The sequence below is a fragment of the Aeromonas sp. CD genome (assembly GCF_033349375.1).
Lineage (GTDB): Bacteria > Pseudomonadota > Gammaproteobacteria > Enterobacterales > Aeromonadaceae > Aeromonas > Aeromonas hydrophila.
Genome location: NZ_CP137631.1, coordinates 1537615 through 1562444 on the forward strand (window position 1 = coordinate 1537615; position 24830 = coordinate 1562444).

The following is a 24830-nucleotide window of genomic DNA, read 5'->3' on the forward strand; positions in this document are numbered from 1 at the left end:
TGAAGGCTTGAAAGTACCATAAAGAATCATCTTAACTTGCCCCCTGACCATGCTGGTGGGGAGCAACCAGGAGTCCACTATGTCTGATGTATTTCACTTGGGTTTGAAGAAAGCGGATCTGCAAGGCGCCACCCTGGCGATCGTCCCTGGTGATCCCGAGCGCGTGAAGCGCATCGCAGAGCTGTTGGATAACCCGGTGCACCTGGCCAGCCATCGTGAATTTACTACCTGGCGCGGCGAGATGGACGGCAAGGCCGTGATCATCTGCTCCACCGGTATCGGCGGCCCGTCCACTTCCATCGCGGTGGAAGAGCTGGCTCAGCTGGGCATCCGTACCTTCCTGCGCATCGGCACCACCGGCGCCATCCAACCGCACCTGAACGTGGGCGACGTGATCGTCACTACCGGTTCCGTGCGCCTCGACGGTGCCAGCCTGCACTTCGCACCGATGGAGTTCCCGGCCGTGGCCGACTTCGACTGCACCACCGCGCTGGTTAACACCGCCAAAGAGCTGGGTTCCAAGCTGCACATCGGTGTGACTGCCTCCTCCGATACCTTCTACCCGGGTCAGGAGCGTTACGACACCGTATCCGGCCGCGTCGTGAGCCGTTTCCAGGGTTCCATGAAAGAGTGGCAAGCCATGGGCGTGCTGAACTACGAGATGGAATCTGCCACCCTGCTGACCATGTGCACCAGCCAGGGCCTGCGCGCCGGTATGGTGGCTGGCGTCATCGTCAACCGTACCCAGCAGGAAATCCCGAACGCCGAGACCATGGCGAAAACCGAATCTGATGCCATCAAGATCGTACTGGGCGCTGCCCGCAAGCTGATCTGATAGCACCACACCGAGTGGGGGGTGGGGGCCGTTGCGAAAGCACGGCCCCTATCTTTATCCGCCGTTTACCGCTTTGCCCCTCTTCTGCTTGCCTGCCCCTTGTTTCCCTGCTCAAGGTTACCCCGGTTGCCCCGTCATGGCCGCCAGCGCCTGCGCAAAGGGAGCCTCACAGCGGATCTGCATCGGTTCGCCGCTGACCGGGTGGACAAAATCGAGTTCACTGGCGTGCAGCATCAGTCGCGGCGCCTGCTTGCAGCCGGGCGGCAGCAGGCCGCCATAGAGATCGCAGCCGAGAATGGGATGGCCCAGCTGCTGGCTGTGGATGCGCAGCTGATGGGTGCGCCCGGTCTCCGGCACCAGTCGCACCGAGGTCAGCGGCACTGTCTGTCCGTGAATCCGCTGCTCCAGTCGTTTCATTACCTGAAAGCGGGAGCGGGCGGGTTTGCCGTTGACGGCGCAGATGCTCATCCGCGGAAACAGCGCCGGATCCTTGGCGATGGGGGCATCGATCACCCCTTCGTCTTCGGCCAGGTGACCGCACAGCAGGGCGCTGTAGGCCTTGCTCACCGCCCGCTGGCTGAACTGGCGGCAGAGCAGGGCGTTGATGGCCTTGTTCCTGGCCACCAGCATGATGCCCGAGGTACCAAAATCGAGGCGATGGACCAGGGCGCAGCCGGGGTAATCCTGCACCAGCCGATGGTGCACCGAGTCGAGGTTCTGCGGATTCTTGCCCGACAGGCTCAGCAAGCCGCTCGGCTTGTTGACCAGCAGCAGGTGCTCATCCTCAAACAGGATCTCGATGGTGGCTGCACAGGGCGGCGCGATGAAGGTGTCGACGATGACGGACATGGGGCGCACGGTTAGAAAAGGGAGTGGGATCATACCCGAACCGGCGAAGCGCGGCGAACAGACTTGAGTGCCGGCGGCAAGTGATTGATCTGTTTGGCCAAGGCGTTTTGTGACTCCCTCCAGAGTTAATCCCGCCGCCGCTTGCTAAGGTATGGCTCCCTGTCATGTTGTAAGGAGTCCGTCCATGGCGTTGCCCGTTATTCTCGATTGCGATCCCGGCCACGATGATGCCATCGCCCTCATCCTGGCGCTGGCCAGCCCCGAACTCAAGGTGCTGGCGGTCACCACCAGCGCCGGCAACCAGACGCCGGACAAGACCCTCAACAATGCCCTGCGCATCCTGACCCTGCTGGGGCGTGACGACATTCCGGTGGCGGCGGGGGCCCCCAAGCCGCTGGCCCGCGAGCTGATCATCGCCGACAACGTCCACGGTGAATCGGGTCTTGATGGCCCCAAACTGCCGGATCCGGCCTTTGCCCCCGTGGCCATGACCGCCCTTGAGCTGATGGCCAAGTGCCTGCGCGAGAGCCCTGAGCCCGTGACCCTGGTGCCGACCGGCCCGCTCACCAACATCGCCCTGCTGCTGGCGGCCCACCCCGAGCTGAAATCCAAGATCGCCCGCATCGTGCTGATGGGCGGCGCGGCGGGAGCCGGCAACTGGACCCCGGCGGCGGAATTCAACATTTATGTGGACCCTGAAGCGGCCGATATGGTGTTCAAGTCGGGGCTCCCCATCACCATGTGCGGGCTGGACGTGACCCATGAGGCGCAGGTGATGGACGAGGATATCGAACGGGTGCGTGCCATCACCAATCCGGTGGCCCAGTGCGTGGCCGGGCTGCTCGACTTTTTCATGATCTACCACCGGGATCCCAAGTGGGGATTTGCTGGCGCGCCGCTGCACGACCCCTGTACCATTGCCTGGTTGCTGGCCCCCGCACTGTTTCACGGGGTCGAGTGCCGGGTCGATATCGAGACCGGCGGCACCCATACTAGCGGCATGACGGTGGTGGATCGCTACGGTCTGACCGGCAAAGCGGCCAATGCGCTGGTGTTGCTGGGGCTGGATCGGGCCGGTTTTATCGATCTGCTGGTCACGCGGCTGCGGGCCTTTGACTGAACGCAGTTCCACTCTTGCAAGAAGGGGCGAAGCGATGTGGAAGACAGGGCTGGCACTGCTGGCCGGGTTGCAACTGACGGGGTGTGCCACGCCGTTCGAATCGATGTGGCAGGGGCTGGCGACCTGCGAGCTGGACGATCTCTATCTCGACAGCGAGACCGGCCAGCCGGTACACCCGCAGCTCAAACACTTCACCCCCTACAAGGTGACGGACGGCTTTGCCTGGTACAAGACCCGCCAGGATCTGCACGGTTTGCCCATCAGCGGTTTTCTCATCCCCTCGTCCACCTTCGAGGTGCACGCCCTGTTTGTGGATACTCCCATCGCCAATGCGCGGCGTCTGACCCACAACGCCTATGGCAGCGAGTTTTCTGACGAGCAGCAGCACGACGCCGGGCTGGCTCCCCTGCTATTGCGCGATCCCAACAACCCCAAGCGCTCCATCATCGACTGCACCAAGGGGGAGACCCAGGATCCATTGCCGGAGGATCCTTTCCCCGAATAGGTGCAAGGCCAAAGCATTGGCACAGATAGATAAAAGAGGGCCAGCCTACAAGGCTGGCCCTCTTTTATTTTGGTGGGCAGAGACCTGATTAGGGATACCCCAGCGTTCCCTTGATGGCAGGTAGCTGCGCCGCGATCCAGGCAGGATTGCTCGGATTGTCCCCCAGTCACAGACGGCCTCAGGGGTAACCCAGCGTCTCCTTGATGGCAGGCAATTGCGCCTCGATCCAGGCGGGATTGATGGGCCCCCAGTCACTGATGCGATAGTGCCCCTGCAGATGACGAGCCCCCTCGGTCTGCTCGAAGCCGCAGCTGATGTCCAGCTCGGCCAGGGCGCTGAGCGTATCCTGCGCGGTGCGGCGCGGCATGCCGGTCGCCTCCATGATGGCCGGCACCGTATCCGTGCCCTGACTGATGAGCCAGGCCACGTAGAGCCGGCGATAGAAGCTGGTGCGCGTCTTGCTCGGCTCACTCATTGTCCGTTCCTCCGGCAAGCTGCGCCGCTCATATCTCGTCCTCGAGCCGATCGAAGTAGCGCCAGGTGGCGATGGCAGCCTTGCCCATCACCAGGGCCCAGATGCCGAACCAGAACCAGCGGAAGAAGCTCCAGGTGGAGGCGTCGGGCTCGGTGCTCTCAATCTTGGTGACGTTGGGGAACATGGAGAACATGTTGATGCGCCAGCCGTAGGAGGTGATGATGGCGAGCCGCTTTTCGAACTCCATCGACTTGGCCTTGGCCTGCACGTCGGCGGCGTTGAACTTGAAGTAGAAGGGCCAGCCCCACTCGGTGTCTTCGTTGCGGAACACGCGGATCTTCTCGCCGGGCCGCTCGGTATAGATGTAGTAGACGTCGGTGGTGGGACCGTCGGCCGGGTTCTTCTGGCTGATGGGGCCATCCTTGTCGGTGCGTTTCACCTCGACCCCGGTGATGGTGGCGATGGTGTGCTCCGGCAGATAGAAATCGAGCCAGATGGCGGAGACGAGGGCGATGAGCCCGAGGCCGATGAAGGCCGGTTTCTTGAAGGACAGCTTCATGATGATCTCGCATGAGGGGGAGTGACGTGCCTCTACCATACCCACATTTGGTGAGGTAGCCCAGCCCCCAATGAAGCCATGTTATAAAAAAGAGCGTTTAAAACAATAACAAGCCGTCAGCTTCATTAACAGCAAGGCCCCGGATCCGGGGCCTTGGTCTGCGCTCACGAGGGCGTGGTTACAACTGGAACTGGGCCAGCTGCTTGCGCTGCTGCTCGGCGAGCTGTGACAGTTCGTGACTGGCGGCGGCACTTTGGCTGATGCCGGCCGCGTTCTGGTTGACGATCTCGTGGATGTTGGTGATGTTGCGGTTGATGTCGGCGGTGACGCAGGACTGCTCCTCGGCGGCGGTAGCCACCTGGGCGTTGGCGCCGTTGATCTGGTTGACCGCTTCGGTGATGCCACCCAGCAGCGCCTGCACCTCGCCGGAGAGCTGCTGGTTGTGGGCCAGGATGACGAGGGTCTCCTGCACGCCGCTGTTGGCCGACTGGGACTGGCTCTGCAACTGCTCGATGATGGCCTGGATCTCCTTGGTGGAGTCCTGGGTGCGGGCCGCCAGCATGCGTACCTCGTCGGCCACCACCGCAAAGCCGCGGCCGGTTTCACCGGCGCGGGCGGCCTCGATGGCGGCGTTGAGGGCCAGCAGGTTGGTCTGCTCCGAAATCCCTTGAATGACCTCGATCACCTTGCCGATCTGCTCGGACTGGGACTTGAGTTGGGCCACCTGCGCGGCGGCGCTCTCGAGGCTGCCCGCCATGCGGCTGTTGGCCTGGATGCTCTCGGCAAACAGCGTCAGCCCCTGCTCGACCCTGTCGTTGGCATCGCGCGCCAGCTCATCGGCCAGGGCGGCGTTGTGGTTGACGTTGTCGGCGGTGCTGGCCAGCTCGGTGACGGCGGAGGCGACCTGCTCGGTCTCGCTGCGCTGCTGCTGGGCGTTGGCTTCGGACTGGGTCATCACGGCGGCGAGCTCGGTGGCGGCGGAGGCCACGTTGCCGCTGATGCCGGTCAGGGTCTGGATGGTGTTGCCAAGCTGGGTCAGGGTCTGGTTGATGTCGGCGGCCAGCTGGCTCAGCTCGTTGTCGCCGTCGGCGGCGGCGCGCACGTTGAAGCGGCCCTGGGCCACGGCGCGCATCACCTGCTGCAGCTGGCCGATGGGGCGCACTATCCGGCCGGAGAGCCACCAGCCACCAAACAGGGCGACCAGCAGGGCAGCCCCCATCAGCAGCAGGGTGCGCAGCAGGGTGGTGTGGTAGTGGGCCTGCTCCTGGGCGATCTCATCCTGGATCAGCTGGTTGATGTGGGCGGACATGGCATCGATCTGCTTGATGAGATCTTCCCCCAGCTCGCGAAAGCGCAGGCGGGCCTGCTCATAGGCGGCGGGATCACCGCTGCCCTGGTGCTTGGCGGCCAGCAGCGGCAGCATGTTGTTGCGGGTGTGGCCGAGGTAGGCCTGCAGGGCGGCCGCCACCCGGCTGTTGTCCTGCTCGGCGCCGGTGATGACCAGTCTGGCCAGGATGGTACCGATCTCCTGCTCGGCGGCGGTCAGGTCACCGGGCAGCGTGGCAAAGCGTTCGGGGTCGTAGAGGCCATAGATGGCGGTGGTGCGCAGCCGGTAGGTGGCGTGGATCAGGGTGGCGATGTCGTCCTTGTGACGGGTCACGCTGACGGTGGTGTCGTTCATGTCGCCGATGGCGCTGTCGATGTCCTGCTTGCCGATCCCGATCATCAGGATCATCAGCAGGCTGGCGAACAGGAGAGGAATGAGGACTTGCAGACGGATAGAGAGATTATTCAATGACATGAAAGATCCTGACCCAGAAGAGGAACAAGGCGGCATCTTACACAGGCGCGACAAACCTTGTCACAGGTTTTTATGGCTGAAATCATGCTGAACGAAAAGGTTTTTTCTTGTGTTAAATGAATGTGATAGGCAAGATCATCGGTCTGTTACCATGGAGGTGTAGTGTGTCCGACTGGATCGATCCCGCCATTCTGGCGCTGTTTATTCCCACGTTCTTTTTTGTCTCCGTGACCCCCGGCATGTGCATGACCCTGGCGATGACCCTAGGCATGAGCCTGGGGGTGCGCCGTACCCTGCACATGATGTGGGGCGAGCTCATCGGGGTCGGCCTGGTGTCGGTGCTGTCGGTGATCGGGGTGGCGGCCGTCATGCTCAACTACCCGGCGCTGTTTGCCGCCTTCAAATACGTGGGCGGCGCCTATCTCATCTGGCTCGGCATCCAGATGTGGCAGGCCAAAGGCAAGCTGGCTATCCCGGCGGATCTGTCGGCGGCCCAGGAGACCCGTCCCCTGGCGCTGGCCATGCAGGGTTTCGTCACCGCCATCGCCAACCCCAAGGGGTGGGCCTTCATGGTCTCCCTGCTGCCCCCTTTCATCAATGCGGCCAAGCCGATGGCACCGCAGATCAGCGCCCTGGTGGCCCTGATCCTGGTCATCGAGTTCTCCTGCCTGCTGCTCTACGCCAGCGGTGGCCGCACCTTGCGCCACTTCCTCGCCAAGAGCGGCAACGTCACCCTGATGAACCGGATCGCCGGCTCCCTGATGTTCGGTGTCGGGGTCTGGCTGGCGCTGGGTTGACTCGCTTGTCAGCCGACTTGAACCTGCCAAAAAGCCCCGCCCCGCGGGGCTTTTTCGTGATGCCTGCGGATACAAGGAGCGAGCATGAATGCGGCCGTTGGGACGGGATGGGGGAGGCTGGCCACATTTGCTTACATTTATCCGGTTTGCAAACGGTCGCAATATCGTCAGTCTCGAATGGCATTCTCTTGCAACCGCAAGAGGATGTGAACGGTCCGTTTTTAACATTCTGAGCAAGGAGAATTAAGGATGATGAGGCTAACCAGCGTTGCATTGCTGCTGTTTGCTGGCGCGGCGGTCGCCGGCAAAGAGAGGAACCTCGATTTTTACAACATCGAGGAGCCGCAGCTTATCGAGTTGTTTGCCCGGCAGCAGGGCTCGCCGGGTCAGTCGATCAGGGATTTCTCCGGGCTCTTTCTGGGCAATCCCTACGTCGCCAACCGGCTGGTCGGCTCGAGCGATACCCAGGAGCAGCTGGTGGTGGATTTTGGCGGGCTCGATTGCTTCACCTATCTGGATTACGTCGAGTCACTGCGTCGCGCAACGAGTGTGCATCACTTCATCGAGAACGTGATGCACACTCGTTACGTGAACGGTGAGGTCAACTACCTGACCAGAAAGCACTTCTTCTCTGACTGGGTGCATGGCGACAACCGGGTGAGCGACGTGACCCATCTGGTGGGCGGCGCCGTGGTGACCACGGCCAAGCAGCTCAACCAGAAGGCGGACGGCGGCCACTACATTCCGGGGCTGGGGGTGACGGCGCGGGACATCACCTACATTCCGTCCGCCAGCATCGACGAGAACACCCTGAGTCTGCTGGAAGAGGGGGACTACATCGGCATCTACACCGATCTGGCCGGGCTCGACGTGACCCATACCGGCATTTTCATCCGTGGCGAGAACGGCCCCGTGCTGCGCAATGCCTCCTCCCTCTCGAGCAACATGCAGGTGGTGGACTCCCCCTTCCTGGAGTACGTGCAGAACAAGCCGGGGATCCTGGTCTACCGGGCCCAGGCTGACGGGGAGAGCTCCTAGGGCTGGTTTGGCTATGGCCGGCACGGGTGCGCCTGGTACCTCATAGCCTCATAAAGAAAAGCCCCGGGGTAATGCCCGGGGCTTTTTCGTTGGCTGTGCATCCCTTCAATAGGTCAATGGGGCTTGAAGCGGGCGACCCAGGGGTTGGCGCTGATGCCGTGCAGGATGACGCTCAGGATGATGGTGCAGAGCACGGTGGCGATGATGGGGCGCTGGCCGAGGAGGGCCGGCTCGTGCTGCAGCACCATCACCGCAAAGACGATGCTGGCCAGCCCCCGCGGGCCGAACCAGCCGATGAAGAGTTTGAGCTCGGGCTTGAGGCCGGTGCCGAGCAGGCTCAGCCAGACCGGCAGCATGCGCAGCAGGGTGAGGCTGGCGGCGGCATAGAGCCAGTATTGCCAGTGCAGCAGCTCCGTCAGCATGGGCATCAGGGTGGCGCCGAACACCATCCAGATCACCACCGAGAGCAGATCGCCGTACCCCTCGCAGCTGTCCAGGTAGGCGTGCTTGTGCTCCCCCAGTTTGCGGCCGATCAGCAGGCCGCCGACGAAGGCGGCGATGAAGCCGCTGCCGCCCAGGGTCTGGGCCAGCGCGAAGCAGAGCAGGGCCAGTCCCGGCATGGTGAGCTGGCGCCAGAGCGGCAGCTGCCAGCCGTTGAGGTAGGAGGTCTTGAGCAGGCGCAGAGTGAGGCTGGTCAGCCCCCAGGCCACCAGCAGGCCGATGCCGATCTCCTCCAGCAGCAAGGTGAGAGCCAGCGTCGCGGTACCAGTGTGCTCCTCGGTGGGGGCGATGAGGGCGAGCAGCAGGAGCAGCACAGGCACGCAGATGCCGTCGTTGAGACCGCTCTCCTGGTTGAGCCCCTCCCGGATGGGGGCGGGCACTGCCGGGTTGCTCACCACCGCCTTGCCGAGCGCCGCATCGGTGGGGGCGAGTATGGTGGAGAGGATCGCCATCTCCAGCAGCGGCAAATCGGGGAAGAGCCAGTGACCAAACAGGGCGCCGGCCGCCAGGGTGAGCGGCAGGCCGATCAGCAGCAGCCGGATGGGCAGGGCGCGGTTGGCCAGCAGCACCTGCCAGTTGGTGTTGGCCGCGTCGCTGAACAGCACGATGACCAGGGTCAGCTCCGCCAACAGCTTGATGCCGTCGCTGTCGATGGAGAGGGAGAGCAGCTCGATGCCGCCCGGCCCCAGCAGCCAGCCCATCAGCAGAAACAGCAGAGGGCCGTTGACGAGGCGCGATTCAAAGCGCCCGGCGATCAGGCTGTAGACCAGCAGAAAGGCGGCGATCACCGCCAGGTTCTGGTAAATCAGGGACGCATCCATGCAGCCTCCTGTGGCAGGGTCTCTGTGGTGGGGTCAGTCGGTCAGTCGGTCAGGCAGTCCGGGTCGAACACGTATTCGCCATCCAGCCAGCGCAGGATCTCGCCGACGCAGGCTTGGTCGCGAAACGGCAGGTAGCGGGCCTTGAGATGGGCCACCTGCTCAGGGGTCAGCTGGGCCAGCCCTATGTCCTGAAACAGCGGCAGATCGGCCTGGATCATGGCGGAGATCTGCGGGCCGCAGGTGGCATTGAGGGAGGCGTGCAGTGCCTTGTCCGGATCGTACTGCTTGCCGAGTTTGTAGCTCATGGGCAGGGTGGCCAGCGGCAGCACCGACAGCGCCGCCTGCTTCATGGGGTTGACCGCATGACCCGAGGTCAGCTCGGCGAGTTCTGCCGGGCGGTTCTCGAAGGCGCGCAGGTGTAGGAAGCTGCTGGCCTTGCTGCCGTCGTTGACCGGGTAGTTGTCCCACAGAAACGGCTTGCGATGCAGCCATTCGGCCACCTGCTTGAGGTGGGCCGCCGGATAGTCGCTGGAGCAGACTTTGGGGCCGGTCCAGAAGATCTCGAAGCGCTTGTCCAGCCCCTGCCCCAGATCCTGCAGATAGTGGGGCGGCATGGCGCCAAACACCTTCTCCAGCACGGGGTCCGTGCTGTAGTAGCTGGGGCAGAACAGCAGTCGGCCGGCGCGGGTGTGGGCCGCGATGTCGTGGGCGATGGTGAGCTGCCAGTGGGCGAGGTCCGGGGTGTCCCCCTTCATGTCGTCAAACAGCACGGCCAGGATGTCGGGTTTGAGCTCCTCCTCGATGAGCCGCACCTTTTCCAGCAGGGCCGGCCGCTGGCGGGCATAGTCGTGGTGCGCGCCCATGGGGCTCAGACCCACCCCGAAGGCGAGACCGTTGTCGCGACACTGGCGGGCGAGCTGGCGCAGTGCCTCGAGCTGGGCGACAGGCCAGGGCTTGGCCCAATGCTTGCGCAGGTAGCCATCTTCCTTGGGGGCATAGAGATAGAAGCCGTAACCGTGGCGAGGCAGCCACTGAGCGTAGCGGGCACGGGCTTCCCAGCTCCAGCCCTTGCCAAAGAAGCCCTCGATCACCCCCAGCTGGGGCGAAGGGGGTTGCAAGCCGGACAACAGGGTTTGGTAAGGCATAGGTAACTCCCTTCTCGCAGAGAACGAGGTAGACAACGACGATCAGACCGGATCTTCTTCCAGAAAGCGCACCCCGATCTTGCGGGGCTCACCCTCGTCCATTTCGGCCACGGTCCAGATCAGTCCCTGCCATTCGACGTGGTCGCCGACCACCAGATTATCGCCCAACTGGTGGGCAATGAAATGGCCAAGGGTCTGATCCGCCACCTCGCTCACATCCAGCCCGTACAGGGGGGCGAGATCCACCAGGTTGGCGGCTGCCTCCAGCAGGAAGTCGCCGAAGAAGCGCGGGCCCAGATCCTGCTCCGGCGCCTGGCTGAACAGCTGGCCGAGGGCAGGCAGATCGCGCTCGTGGCCGATGACGCAGAGGATGTCATCGGATTGCAGACAGGTACTGCCCGAGGGGTGCAGCAGCTCCTGATCGCGGAACAGGGCGCAGATGCGGGTGCCCTTGGGCATGCGCAGATCCCGCAGCGGCGAGCCGATACACCACTTTTCGTCGCTCAGGCGATAGACGAAGGTCTCCCACTGGCTGTCGAGATCGATCTCGAGCCCGGAGCGGTTGATGGGCGAGGGAGGCGCCGGCACTTCCACCCGTGCCAGCCTGGAGGCCAGCGGCAGCGAGCTGCCCTGCAAGATGAGCGAGACTAGCACCACGAAGAAGGCGACATTGAAGTAGAGCTGGGCGTTGGGCAGCCCCGCCATCATGGGGAACACCGCCAAGATGATCGGCACCGCGCCGCGCAGGCCGACCCAGGAGATGAACCAGCGCTCGCGCGGGGCGAAGTTCTTGAACGGCAGCAGCCCGATCCAGACCGAGATGGGGCGGGCGAACAGGATCATCCACATGGCCAGCGCCAGCGCCGGCAGGGCGATGGGCAGCAGCTTGTGGGGGGAGGCAAGCAGCCCCAGCACCAGAAACATGCCGATCTGGCTGAGCCAGGTCAGGCCGTCCAGCACCGACAAGGTGGTGCTGCGGCTGCGCAGGGAGAGGTTGCCGAGCAAGAGGCCGGTGAGATAGATGGCGAGGATGCCGCTGCCGCCCACCGCCGTGGTGAGAGCGAAGATGAGCAGGCCGCCGCTGACGGTGAGCAGCGGGTAGAGGCCGGGGGCCAGCTTGGCGCTGTTGATGAGTTTCCACAACAGCCAGCCGCCGCCAAGGCCGATGCCGGCGCCCAGCCCGAACTGCTTGAGCAGCTGCAGCAGCAGAAAGCCGGCGTTGAGGTCTTGCTGGGCGCTGGCCAGCACCTCGATCAGGGTGACGGTAAGAAACACCGCCATGGGATCGTTGCTGCCCGATTCTATCTCCAGGGTGGCGCTGACCCGCTCGTTGAGGCTGCGCCCGCCGAGCAGGGAGAACACCGCTGCCGCATCGGTGGAGCCGACGATGGCACCGATCAGCATCCCCTGCATCAGGTTGAGGTCAAACAGCCAGGCGGCGGCCAGGCCCGTCAGGCCAGTGGTGATGGCCACCCCGACCGTGGCCAGCGACAGCGCGGGCCAGAGCGCCACCCGAAACGAGGAGACCCGGGTGCGCATGCCGCCGTCGAGCAGGATGATGGCGAGCGCCAGGTTGCCCACCAGATAGGCGATGGAGTAGTCGGCGAAGTGGATGCCGCCGGGGCCATCTTCACCGGCCAGCATGCCGACGGCGAGGAAGATAACCAGAATGGGGATACCGAGACGGGAGGAGAGCGCGCTCAACAGGACACTGGCGCCCACCAACAAGGCCGCGACGAGGAAAAAACTGTTGATGGTGACGGCATCCAATGGCGAACTCCTTCTGTCAAAATGCAAATCAGGCACATTATATGCAGTTTGTTGGGCTAGGTGTGGCTTAATTGTGCATTTATTTGCAGTTTTTTACATTTTCGGTGTCATGGCTGCGAAGGGTTCTGGCCATCAAAAGGGGGTCGCCGGCGCGATGAACAACGTGACCGTGTTCACAAAGTGGACAGATAGCGACAGGGGCACCCGTGGGTGCCCCTGTCGGCGGACTCGAGTCAGTCGTCCTCGTCGTCCTTCACTTCCCGGATCTTGTCCTTGTAGCGGGGCAGCTCTTTCTCCAATCGCTTCATGTCCTTGATGGCGTTGAGAAACAGGCCGAGCAGGAAGAGCAGTGGCAAGCCTATCCAGAGCCAGAGGTTCATGTGCTACTCCTTTCGTCGGTGGCCAGGGTGACATAGCGGGCCAGGATCTCGTCGAGGTTGGCCAGTATGGTCGCCTTGCCTTCAATATCCGCCTGTTGCAGGCAAAGTGCCAGCGCGGCCGGGTCGAGTCGCTGCTCGCGGGACTCAGGTGCAAAGCTGATGTGCCAGGGCTCGTAGGCGACGCCGCTGCCGGCACCGGCCGGTTTGGCATAGGGCAGGAAGAAGCCGAAGTCGTTCATGCGATCTTCAAGCCACTCGCTCAGGTCGGCGAACCAGCCACCGGCTTCATACTCCCAGGGCTCCAGCGCCAGCCTGGTGCCGGCGGGCAGGCAGTCCGGATCGTAGATGTCGAGATCGGTGCCCCAGTGGTGGCGACTGGTGCCGGGCAGGGCGCTCCAGTGCAGGATGGCGTGGAGGCGCTCCTCGTCGCTCAGTTGCAGGGCGTCGATGGGCTGGCTGTGGGCATCGAGCAGCGGTCGTTCGCCGTGCCACTTGCCGTTCCAGATGGCGAGCTGGCGATCAAAACCGCGCCAGCTGGAGGCGGGCTGCAGGTTGAAACCGGCGTGGGCGGCGGCCACCTGCATGTCGTTGAAGGCCGCCGCGGTGGCGGCCGTCAGCCGGTGCGGGCCTTGCCCCACCAAAATGAGGTGACCTTCATCCAACCCCAGCAGTTGCTCCTGGGTCATGCCAGCAACCTCGCGAGCACCCCTTGGTACATGTCTGCCAGCAGATCCAGATCGTCCGCCTTCACGCACTCGTTCACCTTGTGGATGGTGGCGTTGACCGGGCCCAGCTCGATCACTTCGGCGCCGGTGGGGGCAATAAAGCGCCCGTCCGAGGTGCCGCCGGTGGTGAGCAGGGCCGGCTGCTGGCCGTTGACCGCCTCGATGGCAGAGACCGCAGCCGCCAGCAGCTTGCCGGTGTCGGTGAGGAAGGGCTGGCCGGAGAGGGTCCAGTCGATCTGGTAATCAAGGCCATACCTGTCCAGCAGGGCTTCGACCCGCTCACGGATATCCAGGTCGGTCAGTTCGGTGCTGAAGCGGAAGTTGAACTGGACGTGCAACTCGCCCGGAATGACGTTGGAGGCGCCGGTGCCCGCCGAGATGTTGGCTATCTGGAAGCTGGTGGGGGGGAAGTAGGCGTTGCCCTCATCCCACACGGTCGCGGCGAGCTCCGCCAGCGCTGGCGCGGCTTTGTGAATGGGGTTGTCCGCCAGATGGGGGTAGGCGACGTGGCCCTGCACCCCGCGCACCAGCAGATCGCCGGTGATGGAGCCGCGCCGGCCATTCTTCACTACATCCCCGACCACGGTAGTGGAGGAGGGTTCGCCGACGATGCACCAGCGGATCTTCTCGTGGCGCGCTTCCAGGGTGTCGATCACCCGGGTGGTGCCGTTGATGAAGGGCCCCTCTTCATCGGAGGTGATGAGGAAGGCGATGGACCCGGAGTGATCCGGATGCTCGGCTACAAAGCGCTCGACCGCCACCACCATGGCGGCCAGCGAGCCCTTCATGTCGGCGGCACCGCGGCCGTAGAGCACGCCATCCTGGATGGTCGGCTCGAACGGCGGGGTATGCCATTTGTCCAGCGGGCCGGCGGGCACCACGTCGGTGTGGCCGGCGAAGCAGAACAGCGGCCCCTCGCTGCCGCGGCGGGCCCAGAGGTTGGTGGTGTCTTCGAACACCATGGGCTCGATGACGAAGCCGAGCTTGGCGAGGCGCTCCGCCATCAGGGTCTGGCACCCTTCATCCAGCGGGGTAACGGAGGGGCGGCGGATCAGATCCTTGGCCAGTGCGATGACATCCGACATCAGCGTTCCTTAGCAAAAAAGTTTAACGAGAGAAGAGGGATTGGTAGTGATCGGCCTTGAAGCCCAGAGTCAGCTCGCCGTCCCGGTCCAGCAGCGGGCGCTTGATCATGGCCGGGTGCTCCAGCAGCAGGGCACGCGCCTTGGCGGTGTCGAGCCCCTGCTTGGCCTCGTCCGGCAGGGCGCGAAAGGTGGTGCCGCGGCTGTTGAGCAGCGCTTCCCAGCCGAGCTGGCTTAGCCAGCGGTCGAGATCGTCCGGATTCAGGCCGTCGGCACGGTGGTCGTGAAAGCGGTAGTCTATGCCGGCCTGCTCCAGCCATTTGCGGGCTTTCTTGATGGTGTCGCAGTTCTTGATGCCATAGAGGGTGGTGGCCATGGGGAGTCCTTGTCTGCGGGCATGGGCCCGGAAAGCTGAAACTTGAGTCCTGAAACGGGAAATCAAGAAGAGGCCCGATTCTGGCATTGTGGCGATCTCAAGGCAACGCCGATGCGTATGGGGGAGGTGGGGCGAGGCGCTGGTCGGGCCTGGGGGGAGGGTAAAAGTGCCCGGCGCGGGACGCGCCGGCGGGCATCAGAGTTCGCTCTGGGTGCGACACCAGAGGTGCAGTTCGGATTCGAACCAGTTGAGCATGGCGTTGTTGTCGTCGCGACGATGGCGAATGAGGCTCACTTCGAAGGTGGGCAGGGCGAAGCGGGTCTCGTACTCCACCAGATCCAGCAGCGGCATCAGCGGGCGCAGCACCCGGGCGGGGGAGGTAAGCAGCAGAGGCGCGCACGGCAGGATGAAGGGGGCCGCCAGAAAGCTTTGCACGATCAAGGGGGTGTGCCGGGTCATGCCGTGGGCGGCCAGCAGATCATCGACGATGCCCCCTTCGCTGCCGCGGGGAGCGACCAGCAGGTGCTGGGCCTGGGCGAAGGATTCGATGCACAGCACCTGGCCCTGCAGCGGGTGGCTGCGGTGGGCGGCGCAGATCAGCTTGTCTTCGAACAGCGGGATGCGGCGAAAACGACCGGGCACCTCGTCCTGCTTGCTGATCACCATGCTGATGACCCCTTCGTCGAGCTGGCTCTCGTAGTCCGCATTGAGCGGCACCATGTGGATGCGCAGGTTGGGGGCCTGTTGCTGCAGCCGCGCCAGCAGGCTCGGCATCATCACGTACTCCACATAGGTGTGGGCCCCGATGCGCAGCACTCCCTCGAACTGGGCGGGGTCGAGCTGCTCGGGGGGGCTGAAGGTCTGCTCGATGTCGTGCAGGATCTCCCGCAGTGGCAACAGCAAGGCCTCCGCCCGGGCGGTGGGTTCCATGCCCTGGGGAGTGCGGATCAGCAGGGGATCGTCATAGAGCAGACGCAAGCGGGCCAGTGCCCGGCTGACGGCTGGCTGGCTCATGGCGAGCCGTTCGGCGGCCTTGGTGGTGTTGCGCTCCTCCAGCAGTGCCTTGAGCACCACCAGCAGGTTGAGGTCGACGCCTCGTAAATTCATTCTGTGCATAATGGAATACTAATAAATCATTTCCTTAAGCAGGGCCTTCACTTTAGTCTCGTTTCCCGTCGATGGTCAGCATGAAGCTTGGATAAATCAGCGATTTATGCAAACCCATGTTGTCCTGTTACCTCTTTCGCGTGGTGCCGGAGGTGGCAAGATTCGACAGCCTGAACTCTTTACTCTGGTCATCCAGAGCGTTGCTTGCTTAGTACCCGCCGTCTCGGCGGGTTTTTTTGCCTGCGGTTCAGGAAAAGGGGGCCCAAAGAAGTACAAAACGCGCCGGCGGGCGCGTTATTGTGAGGGGTGGATGACTCAGGGCGCAACCGGCCACTGGTAGTCAAACACCTTGGCACGCTCCCAGGGGGCGTCCGGCAGACTGGAGGAGAGGCCGGTATATTTGCCCACATCGTCCACCACGATGGCGGAGAGGATCGGTAACTGGTGCTCGGTGCAGTACATGCGGATGCGTTGCAGCAGGGTGCGCAGCTCATCCTGGCAATTCTCCAGCCCGGCCTGCCTGGCCAGCTTGGAGTAACGAATGGTGGTGCGTTCCTTTGCAGACTCGACGAGGATGTCCCATAGCTTGTAGTCGCAGGTCGTCATGCCTGCGTTGGCTCGGTCTGTCATAACTCTCTCCGGCGCGAAACGGTCGCTGTGTGTCGATGCGCATCTTGGCCAGTTCACTGGCCCCTGACGTTGATCCAAAGCAAAAAAGCCTGAGGTTATTCGCCAGAACGCGTGGCAATGGGATTCTAAAGGTTTGCCTTTAGTTTAAATTGCTGTTTTTTGTTAAGTGTGTAGCATTTTGTTTCATTGGATTGCGATCAAGCCATCTTTCTTGACGGGGATCAATGGGAAAGCGCGGTCAGACCACTAGATTCCGCTCCTCGATAACTTTATCAGGAGTGAATATTTGGAACTCGTCTTCGTCTTGCTCGTACTGCTGGCCGTGGTCTACGGCATCGTCAAGGATTACAACCCGCAGGCGGTGCTGGCACTGGCCGGCATGGCCATCTTCACCGTCGCCTACTGGCTGGGATTGCACCCCATTCTGCCCGCCGACAAGAGCACCGGCTTCGCCCTGTTCGACCTGTTCGAGGTGTTTAAGGGGATCTTCTCCTACCGTGCGGCGGGGCTCGGCCTCACCATCATGGCGGTGGCCGGCTTTGCCACCTACATGTCCCATATCGGCGCCTCCCAGGCGCTGGTGCGGGTGGCGGTCAAACCGGTGGCGGGCATCCAGTCCAGCTACCTGATGCTGGCCATCTGCTACCTGGTGGCGGTTTTTGTCTCCCTGTTCGTCACCTCCGCCACCGGCCTTGGCCTGCTGTTGATGGTCACCATGTACCCTGTGATGCGCAACCTCGGCATCAGCCCGGCCTCCGCCTGCGGCGTCATCGCCACCTCCCAGGCGTTCGAAATCGGCCCGACCCAGACCAACGCCATCTTCTCCGCCGGCCAATCCGGCATGGATCCCACCAGCTATTTCGTCGACTACCAGATCTGGCTGGTGGCTCCCATGCTGCTGGTGACCATGGTGCTGCACTTCTTCTGGCAGCGGCACTGTGACCGTCAGGATGGCTGGGATCCGGCCCAGCATCGCGGCGAGCACGCCGAGCTGGACGAGCAGGGCACCGAGGCGGTGGCGGCGCCCACCTGGTACGCCCTGCTGCCCATCATCCCCTTCGTGCTGATGATGACCTTCTCCAAGCTGCTGGTGACCACCATCAGCGTCAGCGTAGAGGTGGCCATGCTGCTGTCGGTCTTTATCGGCATGCTGTGCGAGCTGCTGCGTACCCGCTCGGTGCGCACCGCCTTCGCCGGGCTCTCCAGCTTCCTCGACGGCATGGGCAAGGTGTTCGGCCCCGTGGTGGCGCTCATCGTCTGCGCCGAGCTGTTTGCCGAATCCCTCAAGGCCATCGGCGCCATCGACACCCTGCTGCACTCTGCCAGCAATGCCGGCATCGGCAGCGGCCTGATGACGCTGGTGATGGTGGGGCTCATCATGGTGGCGGCGGTCATCATGGGCTCTGGCAACGCGGCGTTCCTGAGCTTCTCGACCCTGGCACCGGCGGTGGCGGCCAAGTTCGGCGTGCCGGCGGTGACCATGCTGCTGCCGATGCAGCTCGCCTCCAGCATCGGCCGCACCGTCTCCCCCATAGCCGCCGTGCTGATCGCCTGTGCGGGCATCGCCAAGGTCTCCCCCTTCGTGGTGGTCAAGCGCACCTGCGTGCCCATGGCCGGCGCGCTGGTGACGGCGCTCACCCTCAACTATCTGCTGTTTATGTAACCGGGCGGCGGATGGCCCGGGTCGTCCGCCCCTTTCATTCGGCCGTCGGGCGGGAGGTGCACTCTCCCGTCCCAGGAGATGACAATGACAGACTCTCGCAACGCTTTTTCCCTGGACGCCTACCTGGCGGATCTGGCCCCGCTCATCAATCTCGATTGCGGCACCCGCACCCCGGCCGGGGTGGCTCGGGTCGCCGACATCATGGCCGAGAAATATGAGGCCATCGGCTGGCAGGTGACCCGCCACCAGTTTGCCGCCGAGTGCGGCCCCTGCCTCGAGGCAACCAATGCACCGGGGGCGGATCACTACGATGTGATGCTGGTGGGCCACATGGATACCGTCTTCCCCGAGGGGACGGCGGCTAAGCGCCCATTGAAAATCGAAGGCAATCAGGCCTTTGGCCCCGGCGTCTCGGATATGAAGAGCGGCCTGCTCTCCACCTGGTATGCCCTCAAAGAGATGGACCCGGCCGTGCTGGCCAAGCTCAAGGTGCTGGTCTGCTGCAACTGCGACGAGGAGATTGGCTCCCCCTGGTCCAAAGAGTGGCTGGTGGAAAAAGCCAAACAGAGTGGCTGCGTGCTGGTGGCCGAGGCGGCCCGCCCCAACGGCGATCTCATCAGCGCCCGCAAGGGCAACGCCAAGTACCGCATTACCTTCCATGGCAAGGCCTCCCACGCCGGCTCGGCGCTGAGCGAGGGGATCTCCGCCATCACTGAGCTGGCCCACTGGGTACTGGCCATCAACGAGCAGGTCAACCTCGACACCGGCACCACCATGAACGTGGGGGTGGTGCAGGGAGGGACCGGCGTCAACGTGGTGCCGGACTTTGCCGAGGCGATCGTCGACTTGCGCTTCTGGAGCAATGACGAAGCGGCCGCCGTGCACGAGCGACTCACCTTCATGGCCAACAACCCCTTCCTCACGGGCTGCCGGGTCGAGGTGGATCGCCAGAGCTTCAAGCCGGCGATGCGCCCGAGTGGCGACACCGAGGCGTTGATGGCGCTGGTGGAGGCGGCAGCGAAAGAGGAGGGGATCTCCTTCAACTGGCTGGAGGCCGGTGGCGGCTCGGATGCCAACTTTACCGCCGCCGCCGGCGTGCCGTCGCTCGATGGCTTCGGCCCCATGGGGGGCGGTTTCCACTCGGAGGCGGAGTTCCTGCTGCTGGAGAGCATAGCGCCGCGCATCCGCCTGCTGCAGCGAGTGCTGGGCAAGCTGGTCAAATAGGTCAGCGTCAAAGACAAGCAAAACGGGAGGCCATCGCCTCCCGTTTTTTATCTGACATGCCGGTGCAGACGAGCTGTCCTGCTACCCCTCATCCTCCAGCAGGTAGGCAAGCTGCTCCTGACGGGCAACCTGCCAGCGTCCGAGCACCAGCGGCGCCGCAAAGCCGGGGCCGTCGGTCACCATGGTGTGGTACTCCCCCTGCTCGCCGCAGGCATCGAAGCCCCGGCTTGCCGCCAGCTGCTGCAACTCGGTCAGGGTGGCCGCATCGAGGGTGCGTCCCACCCACTCGGGGGCCAGCACCCGGGTGTCGACGCAGGAGAGGTGGGCGACGATGCCGCGGGTCAGCAGATCCTCCAGCAGCGCCTCGCGGCTTTGCTGCCAGAGCGGGGTGTGAACGGCCAGATCGAGCGGGTGGCAGCGCTCGCGGATCCAGTTCGGGGCGCCTCCCACGCTGTCGATATCGCCGGTGACCACCCCATCCAGGCGCCACTCCTCTTTCAATGCCGCCAGCGCCCGCTCATAACCGAGATCGAACGGCGCCTCAATGGTGATCAGCAGATGGGGCAGCCCGAGGGCCGCCGCCTGCCGACGCACCTGTGACAGGGGATGGGCCAGAAAGCGGGGTTCGGGCGGGGCAAAGGTGGCCAGTGCCACCACCTGATGACCCGCTGCGCGGGCATGGCAGAGGGCCTGCATGGCATCCTTGCCGCCGCTCCAGAGCACGATGACGCGAGACATGGGGACGATTCCGCAAAGAAAAGAGGGGTCATGCTACCCAGAGTGCGGGCGGTTGGCAAAGCGGGATGGGCAGGGTACAAAACAGCAGGCCCCCGGGGGGCCTGCTGAGCTGGCTAAGCGGTGCGTGTTGCTTAGAGCAGTATGCTGGTCAGCAGATAACCCAGGGTACAGGAGGTGGCGACCCCGATCAGACCCGGAATGATGAAGCTGTGGTTGATGATGAACTTGCCGATGCGGGTGGTGCCGGAGCGGTCGAAACCGATACAGGCGAGATCGCTTGGGTAGGTTGGCAGCACGAAGTAGCCGTAGCTGGCCGGCAGGAAGGCGATCAGCAGTTTCGGCTCCACACCCAGCGCCAGCCCCATGGGGGCGATGGCGGTCAGGGCTGCTGCCTGGCTGTTGACCAGCTTGGAGATGAGGAACAGCACCAGGGCATAGGTCCAGGGCTGGGCCTGGACCACGTGGGCCAGGGTTTCTTTCAGCAGCGGCATGTGGGCCTGGAAGAAGGTTTCACTCATCCAGGCGACCCCGAATACCGAGAAGATCGCCACCATGCCGGCCTTGAACACGGCGCCGTTGGAGATGTCACCCGGCTTGACCTTGCAGCGCATCAGGATGATGGCGCCGGCGATCAGCATCATCATCTGGATCACCAGGTTCATGGAGAGCGGGCCTGTCTTGCCACCCATTTCGAACACAGGGCGCAGGGAGGCGTCTGCCCCCAGCACCACCACGGCGGCGATGGCGGCGAAGAAGATCCAGGTCGACCAGTAGGCCTCTTTCGGGAACTTGGTGTTGAGCAGGGTCTCACCGCCGCCGTAGACGAAGGCACGCTGCTCCGGATCCTTGATCTTGGCCTGGAACTCCTCGTCCTTGTCCAGATCCTTGCCGCGACGCAGGCTCCAGAGGGCCGCGACTATGACCCCGGTGAGCGAGGAGGGGATGGCAACCATCAGGATGTCGAGCAGGCTGTAGGCCTGACCGATGCCGTGCCCGGCTGCCAGGATGGAGACCATGGAGACCACGGCAACGGAGACCGGCGAGGCACAGATCGCCATCTGGGAGGCGACGGAAGCCACCGCCATCGGGCGTTCCGGGCGGATGTTCTTCTGCAGCGCGATGTCGGCGATGATGGGGAACATGGTGTAGACCACGTGGCCGGTACCGCACAGGAAGGTGAGGGTCCAGGTGGTGAGCGGTGCCAGGATAGTGATGTATTGTGGGTGGCGGCGCAGCAGACGCTCGGCCACCTGCATCATCAGGTTGAGACCGCCGGCGGTCTGCAGGGTGGCGGCGCAGCCGATCACCGCCAGTATGGTCAGCATCACCTGCACCGGTGGTTCGCCCGGGGTGAGACCGAACACGAAGGTCAGCAGGAACAGACCGATGCCGCTGATGAGACCCAGCCCCATGCCCCCAAACCGGGTACCCAGCAGCAAGCAGCCGAGTACCACCAAAAATTCCATCAAGATCATTCCATTACCTCGCGTTATTTAATCCATGTCTGTGCTGTGTTGGGCTCATGGACCGGGATTGTCTGTTTTTTATTTAGCCCTAAAGGGTTAGTGGTTATTGTGCCTGCCAAAAAAGGGCAAAAATTTGAGGTACTTCAATAACTCATCGCTTTTTGATTTAACGTCATAAAAACCACGTATTAACGTTTTTGTTATTTTGCGGGCAATAAGTGGCAGCGTATGGGGCTCAACGGCTGGCGCGGGGCGGGTGTGTCAGCAAGGGGGCGTGGCGAGAGCGGCAAGAGTGATTAATTGTGGTGCTGGCAAGGCCGTCCGGCCGCCGGACGGGCAACAAAAAGCCGACCCTGAGGTCGGCTTTTAAGGCAAAGTCCTGTAATCAGAACTCGGCGGTGCGCGGGGTGCGCGGGAAGGGGATCACGTCGCGGACGTTGCCCATGCCGGTCACGTAAACCACCAGACGCTCGAAGCCCAGACCGAAGCCGGAGTGCGGCACGGTACCGTAGCGGCGCAGGTCGCGATACCACCAGTAGTCTTCCTTGTTCAGACCCATCTCGGCCAGACGGGCATCCAGCACGTCCAGACGCTCTTCACGCTGGGAGCCGCCGATGATCTCGCCGATGCCCGGGGCCAGTACGTCCATGGCGGCGACGGTCTTGCCGTCGTCGTTGAGGCGCATGTAGAAGGCCTTGATGTCTTTCGGGTAGTTCTTCACCACCACCGGGGACTTGAAGTGCTCTTCGGCCAGGTAGCGCTCGTGCTCGGAGGAGAGGTCGATACCCCAGGAGACCGGGAACTCGAACGTCTTGCCGCAGTTTTTCAGCACTTCGATGGCATCGGTGTAGTCAATCTGGGCGAAGTCGGAGGCGACGAAGCGCTCCAGACGACCGATGGCGTCCTTGTCCACGTGCTGGGCGAAGAACTCCAGATCGTCGCGGCGCTCGGCCAGCACGGCGTTGAAGACATACTTCAGCATGGCTTCGGCCAGGGCGGCGTTGTCTTCCAGATCGGCGAAGGCCACTTCCGGCTCCACCATCCAGAACTCGGCCAGGTGGCGGCTGGTGTTGGAGTTTTCGGCGCGGAAGGTCGGCCCGAAAGTGTAGACCTTGGACAGCGCACAGGCGTAGGTTTCGACGTTGAGCTGGCCGGATACGGTCAGGAAGGTCTCTTTGCCGAAGAAGTCCTTGTCATAGTCCACCTTGCCGGCAGGGGTGCGCGGCAGGTTTTCCATGTCCAGGGTGGAGACGCGGAACATCTCGCCGGCGCCTTCGGTGTCGGAGGCGGTGATGAGCGGCGCGGCGATCCACAGATAGCCCTGCTCGTGGAAGAAGCGGTGGATGGCCTGGGAGAGGCAGTTGCGTACCCGGGTCACGGCGCCGACCACGTTGGTACGAGCGCGCAGGTGGCCCTGCTCGCGCAGGTATTCGATGCTGTGACGCTTGGCAGACATGGGGTAGGTGTCCGGATCTTCGACCCAGCCCACTACCTTGACGTCGGTGGCCTGCAGTTCGAACGCCTGGCCGCTGCCCTGAGACTCGACCACCAGACCGGTCACTTCCACCGAGCAAGCCGTGGTCAGACGCAGCACTTCATTCTCGTAATTGGCCAGGGTATTGGGGACGACTGCCTGTACCGGATGGAAACAGGAGCCATCGGAGATGGCCAAAAATGAGATCCCCGCCTTGGAATCGCGGCGGGTCCGGATCCACCCTTTGACTGTCTGGGTGGTGCCGACCGCATACTTACCGGTCAGCACATCTACTACGGATGCGTGCGTCATCGAAATATTGTCTCCAGCTTGTTCTTGCAGCGCTATTTGCAACACTTGGGGTCTGGCCCGGGCAATCTTGGCCCATCATGGCAGACTAAGCCGTCAATCTTACCCGCGCAGGTTTGATAAACAAGCAAAAATGTTGGACTCTGGGGGGGATTTCGGCGCCTGTCGGCGGATTGGCAGGCCAGTTGGACGGGGGATAAGCGTGAAAGAGCGGCGACGGGGGCCGGACCGGCTGACACGGGTGTTGCAGGGGCTGGTGATGCTCTGCTGGGGCGGCTTCATCGTCCTGCTCTCCCTCTACCACTTCGCCAGACCGCAGACGGCCTACGGTTTTCTGGTCTATGGCGGGGTCAGGGTACGCCAGAGCTGGGATCCCCTGCTCACCCCCTGGCTGTTGCTCGGGCTCTGGGGTTGCTGCCTGCTGACCTTGGCGGTGCTGCTGGCGGAACGTCGACGCTGCCGGCGGCAAGAGGACACGGGGCGGGTGCACCTGACCATCTTGCTGCTGATCCTGATCGCCAGTCTGCTGTTCTACTACCTGGGCTAGCCCTCTTTTCTTCTCTCTGTCGCCTTCTGCTCGCTCCCCTCCATCGGCGCGACGGGCCGTTTGCCGAGCTGACGCTCCACGCTGTCGAGCATCTGGTTGTAGGCGAGCGCCACTCGGCCAATCTCGTCCCCTTCATCCCCTTCCAGCCGGTGGCCGAAGTCGTGCAGGTCGGTGGCCTCCTCCATGGAGCGGGTCAGCTGGTTGAGAGGGCGGACGATCCAGGTGCGGATGACCCAGAGGGTCAGCAGCAGTCCCAGGCCGAAGATGACGGTGAGGCTCAGCGCCGAGGTGAGGATGTTCTGCTCGACCCGGGTAAACAGGGTGTCGAGGGAGTAGTCAAAGCGCACCGCCCCCAGCACGGTATTCTCCGGCACCAGGTGGCAGCTGGTGCAGTCGGTGCCGCGAAAATCCTTCTTGGCCAGCAGCGGGCGGGTCACCACCAGCTTGCTGTGCATGCCGTCGTGCACCACCTCCAGGCTGCCCTTGCCGGCCAGTGCCAGCTCATCGAACCTGTCCTTGGGCTGCTCGCTCTGGTGGCCAACCCCGTACTGCTTGCTCACCGCCTCGCTGCGCACGATGCGGGCATCCTCCACGTGGGCGTGCTCGAGAAACTTGCCGCGTAGGGTGTCGCGGGCATCCATCTTGCCGGTCAGCATCAGCATGTTGAGGCCATCGAAGTAGGCCTCGGTCTGCTCGCGGCTCTGCTCCTTGATGAGGGTCAGGATCAGGTCGCGCTCGCGCACCGCCTGATAGGCGGCGGAGAACACCAGCACCATGGAGAAGATGAACAGCAAGAAGAAGTTGATTTTGGCAGCAATGGAGAGGCGCATGGGAACGGTACATCTGTTGGGTAAAACCCGCGCAGTCTACGCGTCTTGGCCGCCCGGGTCTGG

At 63.3% G+C, this 24830-nt stretch carries 25 protein-coding genes; 8 read left to right on the plus strand and 17 right to left on the minus strand.

The features are described from left to right. The first annotated feature begins 79 nt into the window (after positions 1-79). Positions 80-835, plus strand: a complete 756-nt coding sequence (gene udp / locus R2E40_RS07185) for a uridine phosphorylase (protein WP_011705364.1) — start codon at positions 80-82, stop codon at positions 833-835. A gap of 117 nt (positions 836-952) precedes the next feature. Here the strand turns inward: udp and R2E40_RS07190 are convergent, their stop codons facing one another. Next, entirely contained in the window at positions 953-1717 is a 765-nt protein-coding gene (locus R2E40_RS07190; protein WP_318165103.1) for an RluA family pseudouridine synthase, read from the minus strand. Between the two features lie 151 nt (positions 1718-1868). Here R2E40_RS07190 and rihA point away from each other — a divergent pair, with 151 nt between their 5' ends. Both rihA and R2E40_RS07200 read left to right on the plus strand, forming a co-directional pair. Beyond that, complete coding sequence (gene rihA, locus R2E40_RS07195) at positions 1869-2804, plus strand: pyrimidine-specific ribonucleoside hydrolase RihA (protein ID WP_219311327.1); 936 nt, start codon at positions 1869-1871, stop codon at positions 2802-2804. Between the two features lie 34 nt (positions 2805-2838). Beyond that, positions 2839-3309: a hypothetical protein gene (locus tag R2E40_RS07200; RefSeq protein ID WP_318165104.1), complete on the plus strand. Its 471-nt coding sequence runs from the start codon at positions 2839-2841 to the stop codon at positions 3307-3309. A 178-nt stretch (positions 3310-3487) separates the two neighbouring features. Here R2E40_RS07200 and R2E40_RS07205 read toward each other — a convergent pair whose 3' ends face one another. From R2E40_RS07205 to R2E40_RS07215, 3 genes are all read right to left on the minus strand, one after another. After that, positions 3488-3784 (minus strand): winged helix-turn-helix domain-containing protein, encoded by a 297-nt coding sequence (locus R2E40_RS07205; protein ID WP_011705368.1) that lies wholly within the window; start codon positions 3782-3784, stop codon positions 3488-3490. A 28-nt stretch (positions 3785-3812) separates the two neighbouring features. After that, a complete protein-coding gene (locus R2E40_RS07210) occupies positions 3813-4343 on the minus strand; it encodes a DUF1523 family protein (protein ID WP_016350163.1) in 531 nt (176 codons plus the stop codon). 178 nt (positions 4344-4521) lie between these two features. Then, positions 4522-6144, minus strand: a complete 1623-nt coding sequence (locus R2E40_RS07215; RefSeq protein ID WP_318165105.1) for a methyl-accepting chemotaxis protein — start codon at positions 6142-6144, stop codon at positions 4522-4524. 164 nt (positions 6145-6308) lie between these two features. Between R2E40_RS07215 and R2E40_RS07220 the strand changes: the two genes are divergently transcribed. Both R2E40_RS07220 and R2E40_RS07225 read left to right on the plus strand, forming a co-directional pair. Continuing rightward, entirely contained in the window at positions 6309-6941 is a 633-nt protein-coding gene (locus R2E40_RS07220) for a LysE family translocator (protein ID WP_011705371.1), read from the plus strand. Positions 6942-7190: 249 nt separating this feature from the next. Continuing rightward, entirely contained in the window at positions 7191-7979 is a 789-nt protein-coding gene (locus tag R2E40_RS07225) for a DUF1460 domain-containing protein (RefSeq protein ID WP_318165106.1), read from the plus strand. A 113-nt stretch (positions 7980-8092) separates the two neighbouring features. On the opposite strand, the gene R2E40_RS07230 is transcribed toward R2E40_RS07225, so the two are convergent. The 9 genes from R2E40_RS07230 to R2E40_RS07270 form a co-directional block, all read right to left on the minus strand. Beyond that, complete coding sequence (locus tag R2E40_RS07230; RefSeq protein WP_318165107.1) at positions 8093-9301, minus strand: cation:proton antiporter; 1209 nt, start codon at positions 9299-9301, stop codon at positions 8093-8095. A gap of 41 nt (positions 9302-9342) precedes the next feature. Next, a complete protein-coding gene (locus tag R2E40_RS07235; RefSeq protein ID WP_318165108.1) occupies positions 9343-10446 on the minus strand; it encodes a beta-N-acetylglucosaminidase domain-containing protein in 1104 nt (367 codons plus the stop codon). Positions 10447-10488: 42 nt separating this feature from the next. Continuing rightward, positions 10489-12216 carry a potassium/proton antiporter gene (locus R2E40_RS07240; protein ID WP_011705375.1) on the minus strand — a complete coding sequence of 576 codons (1728 nt, stop codon included), beginning with the start codon at positions 12214-12216 and terminating at the stop codon, positions 10489-10491. A 233-nt stretch (positions 12217-12449) separates the two neighbouring features. Then, complete coding sequence (locus R2E40_RS07245) at positions 12450-12596, minus strand: hypothetical protein (protein ID WP_005298986.1); 147 nt, start codon at positions 12594-12596, stop codon at positions 12450-12452. Then, complete coding sequence (locus tag R2E40_RS07250; RefSeq protein ID WP_318165109.1) at positions 12593-13282, minus strand: M15 family metallopeptidase; 690 nt, start codon at positions 13280-13282, stop codon at positions 12593-12595. The genes R2E40_RS07245 and R2E40_RS07250 overlap by 4 nt, the downstream gene beginning before the upstream one ends. After that, complete coding sequence (dapE, locus tag R2E40_RS07255; protein ID WP_318165110.1) at positions 13279-14406, minus strand: succinyl-diaminopimelate desuccinylase; 1128 nt, start codon at positions 14404-14406, stop codon at positions 13279-13281. The genes R2E40_RS07250 and dapE overlap by 4 nt, the downstream gene beginning before the upstream one ends. A 22-nt stretch (positions 14407-14428) precedes the next feature. Beyond that, the gene (locus tag R2E40_RS07260) at positions 14429-14779 is read right to left on the minus strand and encodes an ArsC family reductase (RefSeq protein WP_039213134.1); all 351 of its coding nucleotides are present in this window, start codon (positions 14777-14779) and stop codon (positions 14429-14431) included. Between the two features lie 195 nt (positions 14780-14974). Next, positions 14975-15886: a LysR family transcriptional regulator gene (locus R2E40_RS07265; RefSeq protein ID WP_005298997.1), complete on the minus strand. Its 912-nt coding sequence runs from the start codon at positions 15884-15886 to the stop codon at positions 14975-14977. Positions 15887-16201: 315 nt separating this feature from the next. Further along, on the minus strand, positions 16202-16516 hold the full coding sequence (locus R2E40_RS07270) for a hypothetical protein (protein ID WP_024943845.1): 315 nt from the start codon (positions 16514-16516) through the stop codon (positions 16202-16204). 286 nt (positions 16517-16802) lie between these two features. On the opposite strand from R2E40_RS07270, the gene dcuC reads away from it, so the two are divergent. Together dcuC and R2E40_RS07280 are read left to right on the plus strand one after the other, a co-directional pair. Then, entirely contained in the window at positions 16803-18179 is a 1377-nt protein-coding gene (dcuC, locus tag R2E40_RS07275) for a C4-dicarboxylate transporter DcuC (RefSeq protein WP_103829172.1), read from the plus strand. 84 nt (positions 18180-18263) lie between these two features. Then, the gene (locus R2E40_RS07280) at positions 18264-19403 is read left to right on the plus strand and encodes a M20 family metallopeptidase (protein WP_318165111.1); all 1140 of its coding nucleotides are present in this window, start codon (positions 18264-18266) and stop codon (positions 19401-19403) included. Between the two features lie 81 nt (positions 19404-19484). Here R2E40_RS07280 and R2E40_RS07285 read toward each other — a convergent pair whose 3' ends face one another. The 3 genes from R2E40_RS07285 to asnS all read right to left on the minus strand — a co-directional run bounded on the left by R2E40_RS07285 (position 19485) and on the right by asnS (position 23393). Next, on the minus strand, positions 19485-20141 hold the full coding sequence (locus R2E40_RS07285) for a hypothetical protein (protein ID WP_318165112.1): 657 nt from the start codon (positions 20139-20141) through the stop codon (positions 19485-19487). Positions 20142-20272: 131 nt separating this feature from the next. Beyond that, positions 20273-21616: an anaerobic C4-dicarboxylate transporter gene (locus tag R2E40_RS07290; RefSeq protein WP_076361279.1), complete on the minus strand. Its 1344-nt coding sequence runs from the start codon at positions 21614-21616 to the stop codon at positions 20273-20275. A gap of 376 nt (positions 21617-21992) precedes the next feature. Next, positions 21993-23393 (minus strand): asparagine--tRNA ligase, encoded by a 1401-nt coding sequence (gene asnS / locus R2E40_RS07295; protein ID WP_318165113.1) that lies wholly within the window; start codon positions 23391-23393, stop codon positions 21993-21995. Positions 23394-23634: 241 nt separating this feature from the next. Between asnS and R2E40_RS07300 the strand changes: the two genes are divergently transcribed. Beyond that, positions 23635-23937 carry a hypothetical protein gene (locus tag R2E40_RS07300; protein ID WP_259231342.1) on the plus strand — a complete coding sequence of 101 codons (303 nt, stop codon included), beginning with the start codon at positions 23635-23637 and terminating at the stop codon, positions 23935-23937. Here the strand turns inward: R2E40_RS07300 and R2E40_RS07305 are convergent. Continuing rightward, complete coding sequence (locus R2E40_RS07305) at positions 23934-24767, minus strand: HAMP domain-containing protein (protein WP_045529649.1); 834 nt, start codon at positions 24765-24767, stop codon at positions 23934-23936. The genes R2E40_RS07300 and R2E40_RS07305 overlap by 4 nt on opposite strands. Between the last annotated feature and the right edge of the window lie 63 nt (positions 24768-24830).

Bases quoted from the DNA above. Each gene is read 5' to 3' on its own strand.
- asnS (WP_318165113.1), bottom strand. From the start codon at position 23,393: ATGACGCACGCATCCGTAGTAGATGTGCTGACCGGTAAGTATGCGGTC.
- R2E40_RS07215 (WP_318165105.1), bottom strand. From the start codon at position 6,144: ATGTCATTGAATAATCTCTCTATCCGTCTGCAAGTCCTCATTCCTCTC.
- R2E40_RS07290 (WP_076361279.1), bottom strand. From the start codon at position 21,616: ATGATCTTGATGGAATTTTTGGTGGTACTCGGCTGCTTGCTGCTGGGT.
- R2E40_RS07285 (WP_318165112.1), bottom strand. From the start codon at position 20,141: ATGTCTCGCGTCATCGTGCTCTGGAGCGGCGGCAAGGATGCCATGCAG.
- dapE (WP_318165110.1), bottom strand. From the start codon at position 14,406: ATGTCGGATGTCATCGCACTGGCCAAGGATCTGATCCGCCGCCCCTCC.
- R2E40_RS07260 (WP_039213134.1), bottom strand. From the start codon at position 14,779: ATGGCCACCACCCTCTATGGCATCAAGAACTGCGACACCATCAAGAAA.
- R2E40_RS07250 (WP_318165109.1), bottom strand. From the start codon at position 13,282: ATGACCCAGGAGCAACTGCTGGGGTTGGATGAAGGTCACCTCATTTTG.
- R2E40_RS07305 (WP_045529649.1), bottom strand. From the start codon at position 24,767: ATGCGCCTCTCCATTGCTGCCAAAATCAACTTCTTCTTGCTGTTCATC.
- R2E40_RS07270 (WP_024943845.1), bottom strand. From the start codon at position 16,516: ATGACAGACCGAGCCAACGCAGGCATGACGACCTGCGACTACAAGCTA.
- R2E40_RS07230 (WP_318165107.1), bottom strand. From the start codon at position 9,301: ATGGATGCGTCCCTGATTTACCAGAACCTGGCGGTGATCGCCGCCTTT.
- R2E40_RS07245 (WP_005298986.1), bottom strand. From the start codon at position 12,596: ATGAACCTCTGGCTCTGGATAGGCTTGCCACTGCTCTTCCTGCTCGGC.
- R2E40_RS07210 (WP_016350163.1), bottom strand. From the start codon at position 4,343: ATGAAGCTGTCCTTCAAGAAACCGGCCTTCATCGGCCTCGGGCTCATC.
- udp (WP_011705364.1), top strand. From the start codon at position 80: ATGTCTGATGTATTTCACTTGGGTTTGAAGAAAGCGGATCTGCAAGGC.
- rihA (WP_219311327.1), top strand. From the start codon at position 1,869: ATGGCGTTGCCCGTTATTCTCGATTGCGATCCCGGCCACGATGATGCC.
- R2E40_RS07200 (WP_318165104.1), top strand. From the start codon at position 2,839: ATGTGGAAGACAGGGCTGGCACTGCTGGCCGGGTTGCAACTGACGGGG.
- R2E40_RS07235 (WP_318165108.1), bottom strand. From the start codon at position 10,446: ATGCCTTACCAAACCCTGTTGTCCGGCTTGCAACCCCCTTCGCCCCAG.
- R2E40_RS07265 (WP_005298997.1), bottom strand. From the start codon at position 15,886: ATGAATTTACGAGGCGTCGACCTCAACCTGCTGGTGGTGCTCAAGGCA.
- R2E40_RS07280 (WP_318165111.1), top strand. From the start codon at position 18,264: ATGACAGACTCTCGCAACGCTTTTTCCCTGGACGCCTACCTGGCGGAT.
- R2E40_RS07190 (WP_318165103.1), bottom strand. From the start codon at position 1,717: ATGATCCCACTCCCTTTTCTAACCGTGCGCCCCATGTCCGTCATCGTC.
- R2E40_RS07225 (WP_318165106.1), top strand. From the start codon at position 7,191: ATGATGAGGCTAACCAGCGTTGCATTGCTGCTGTTTGCTGGCGCGGCG.
- R2E40_RS07205 (WP_011705368.1), bottom strand. From the start codon at position 3,784: ATGAGTGAGCCGAGCAAGACGCGCACCAGCTTCTATCGCCGGCTCTAC.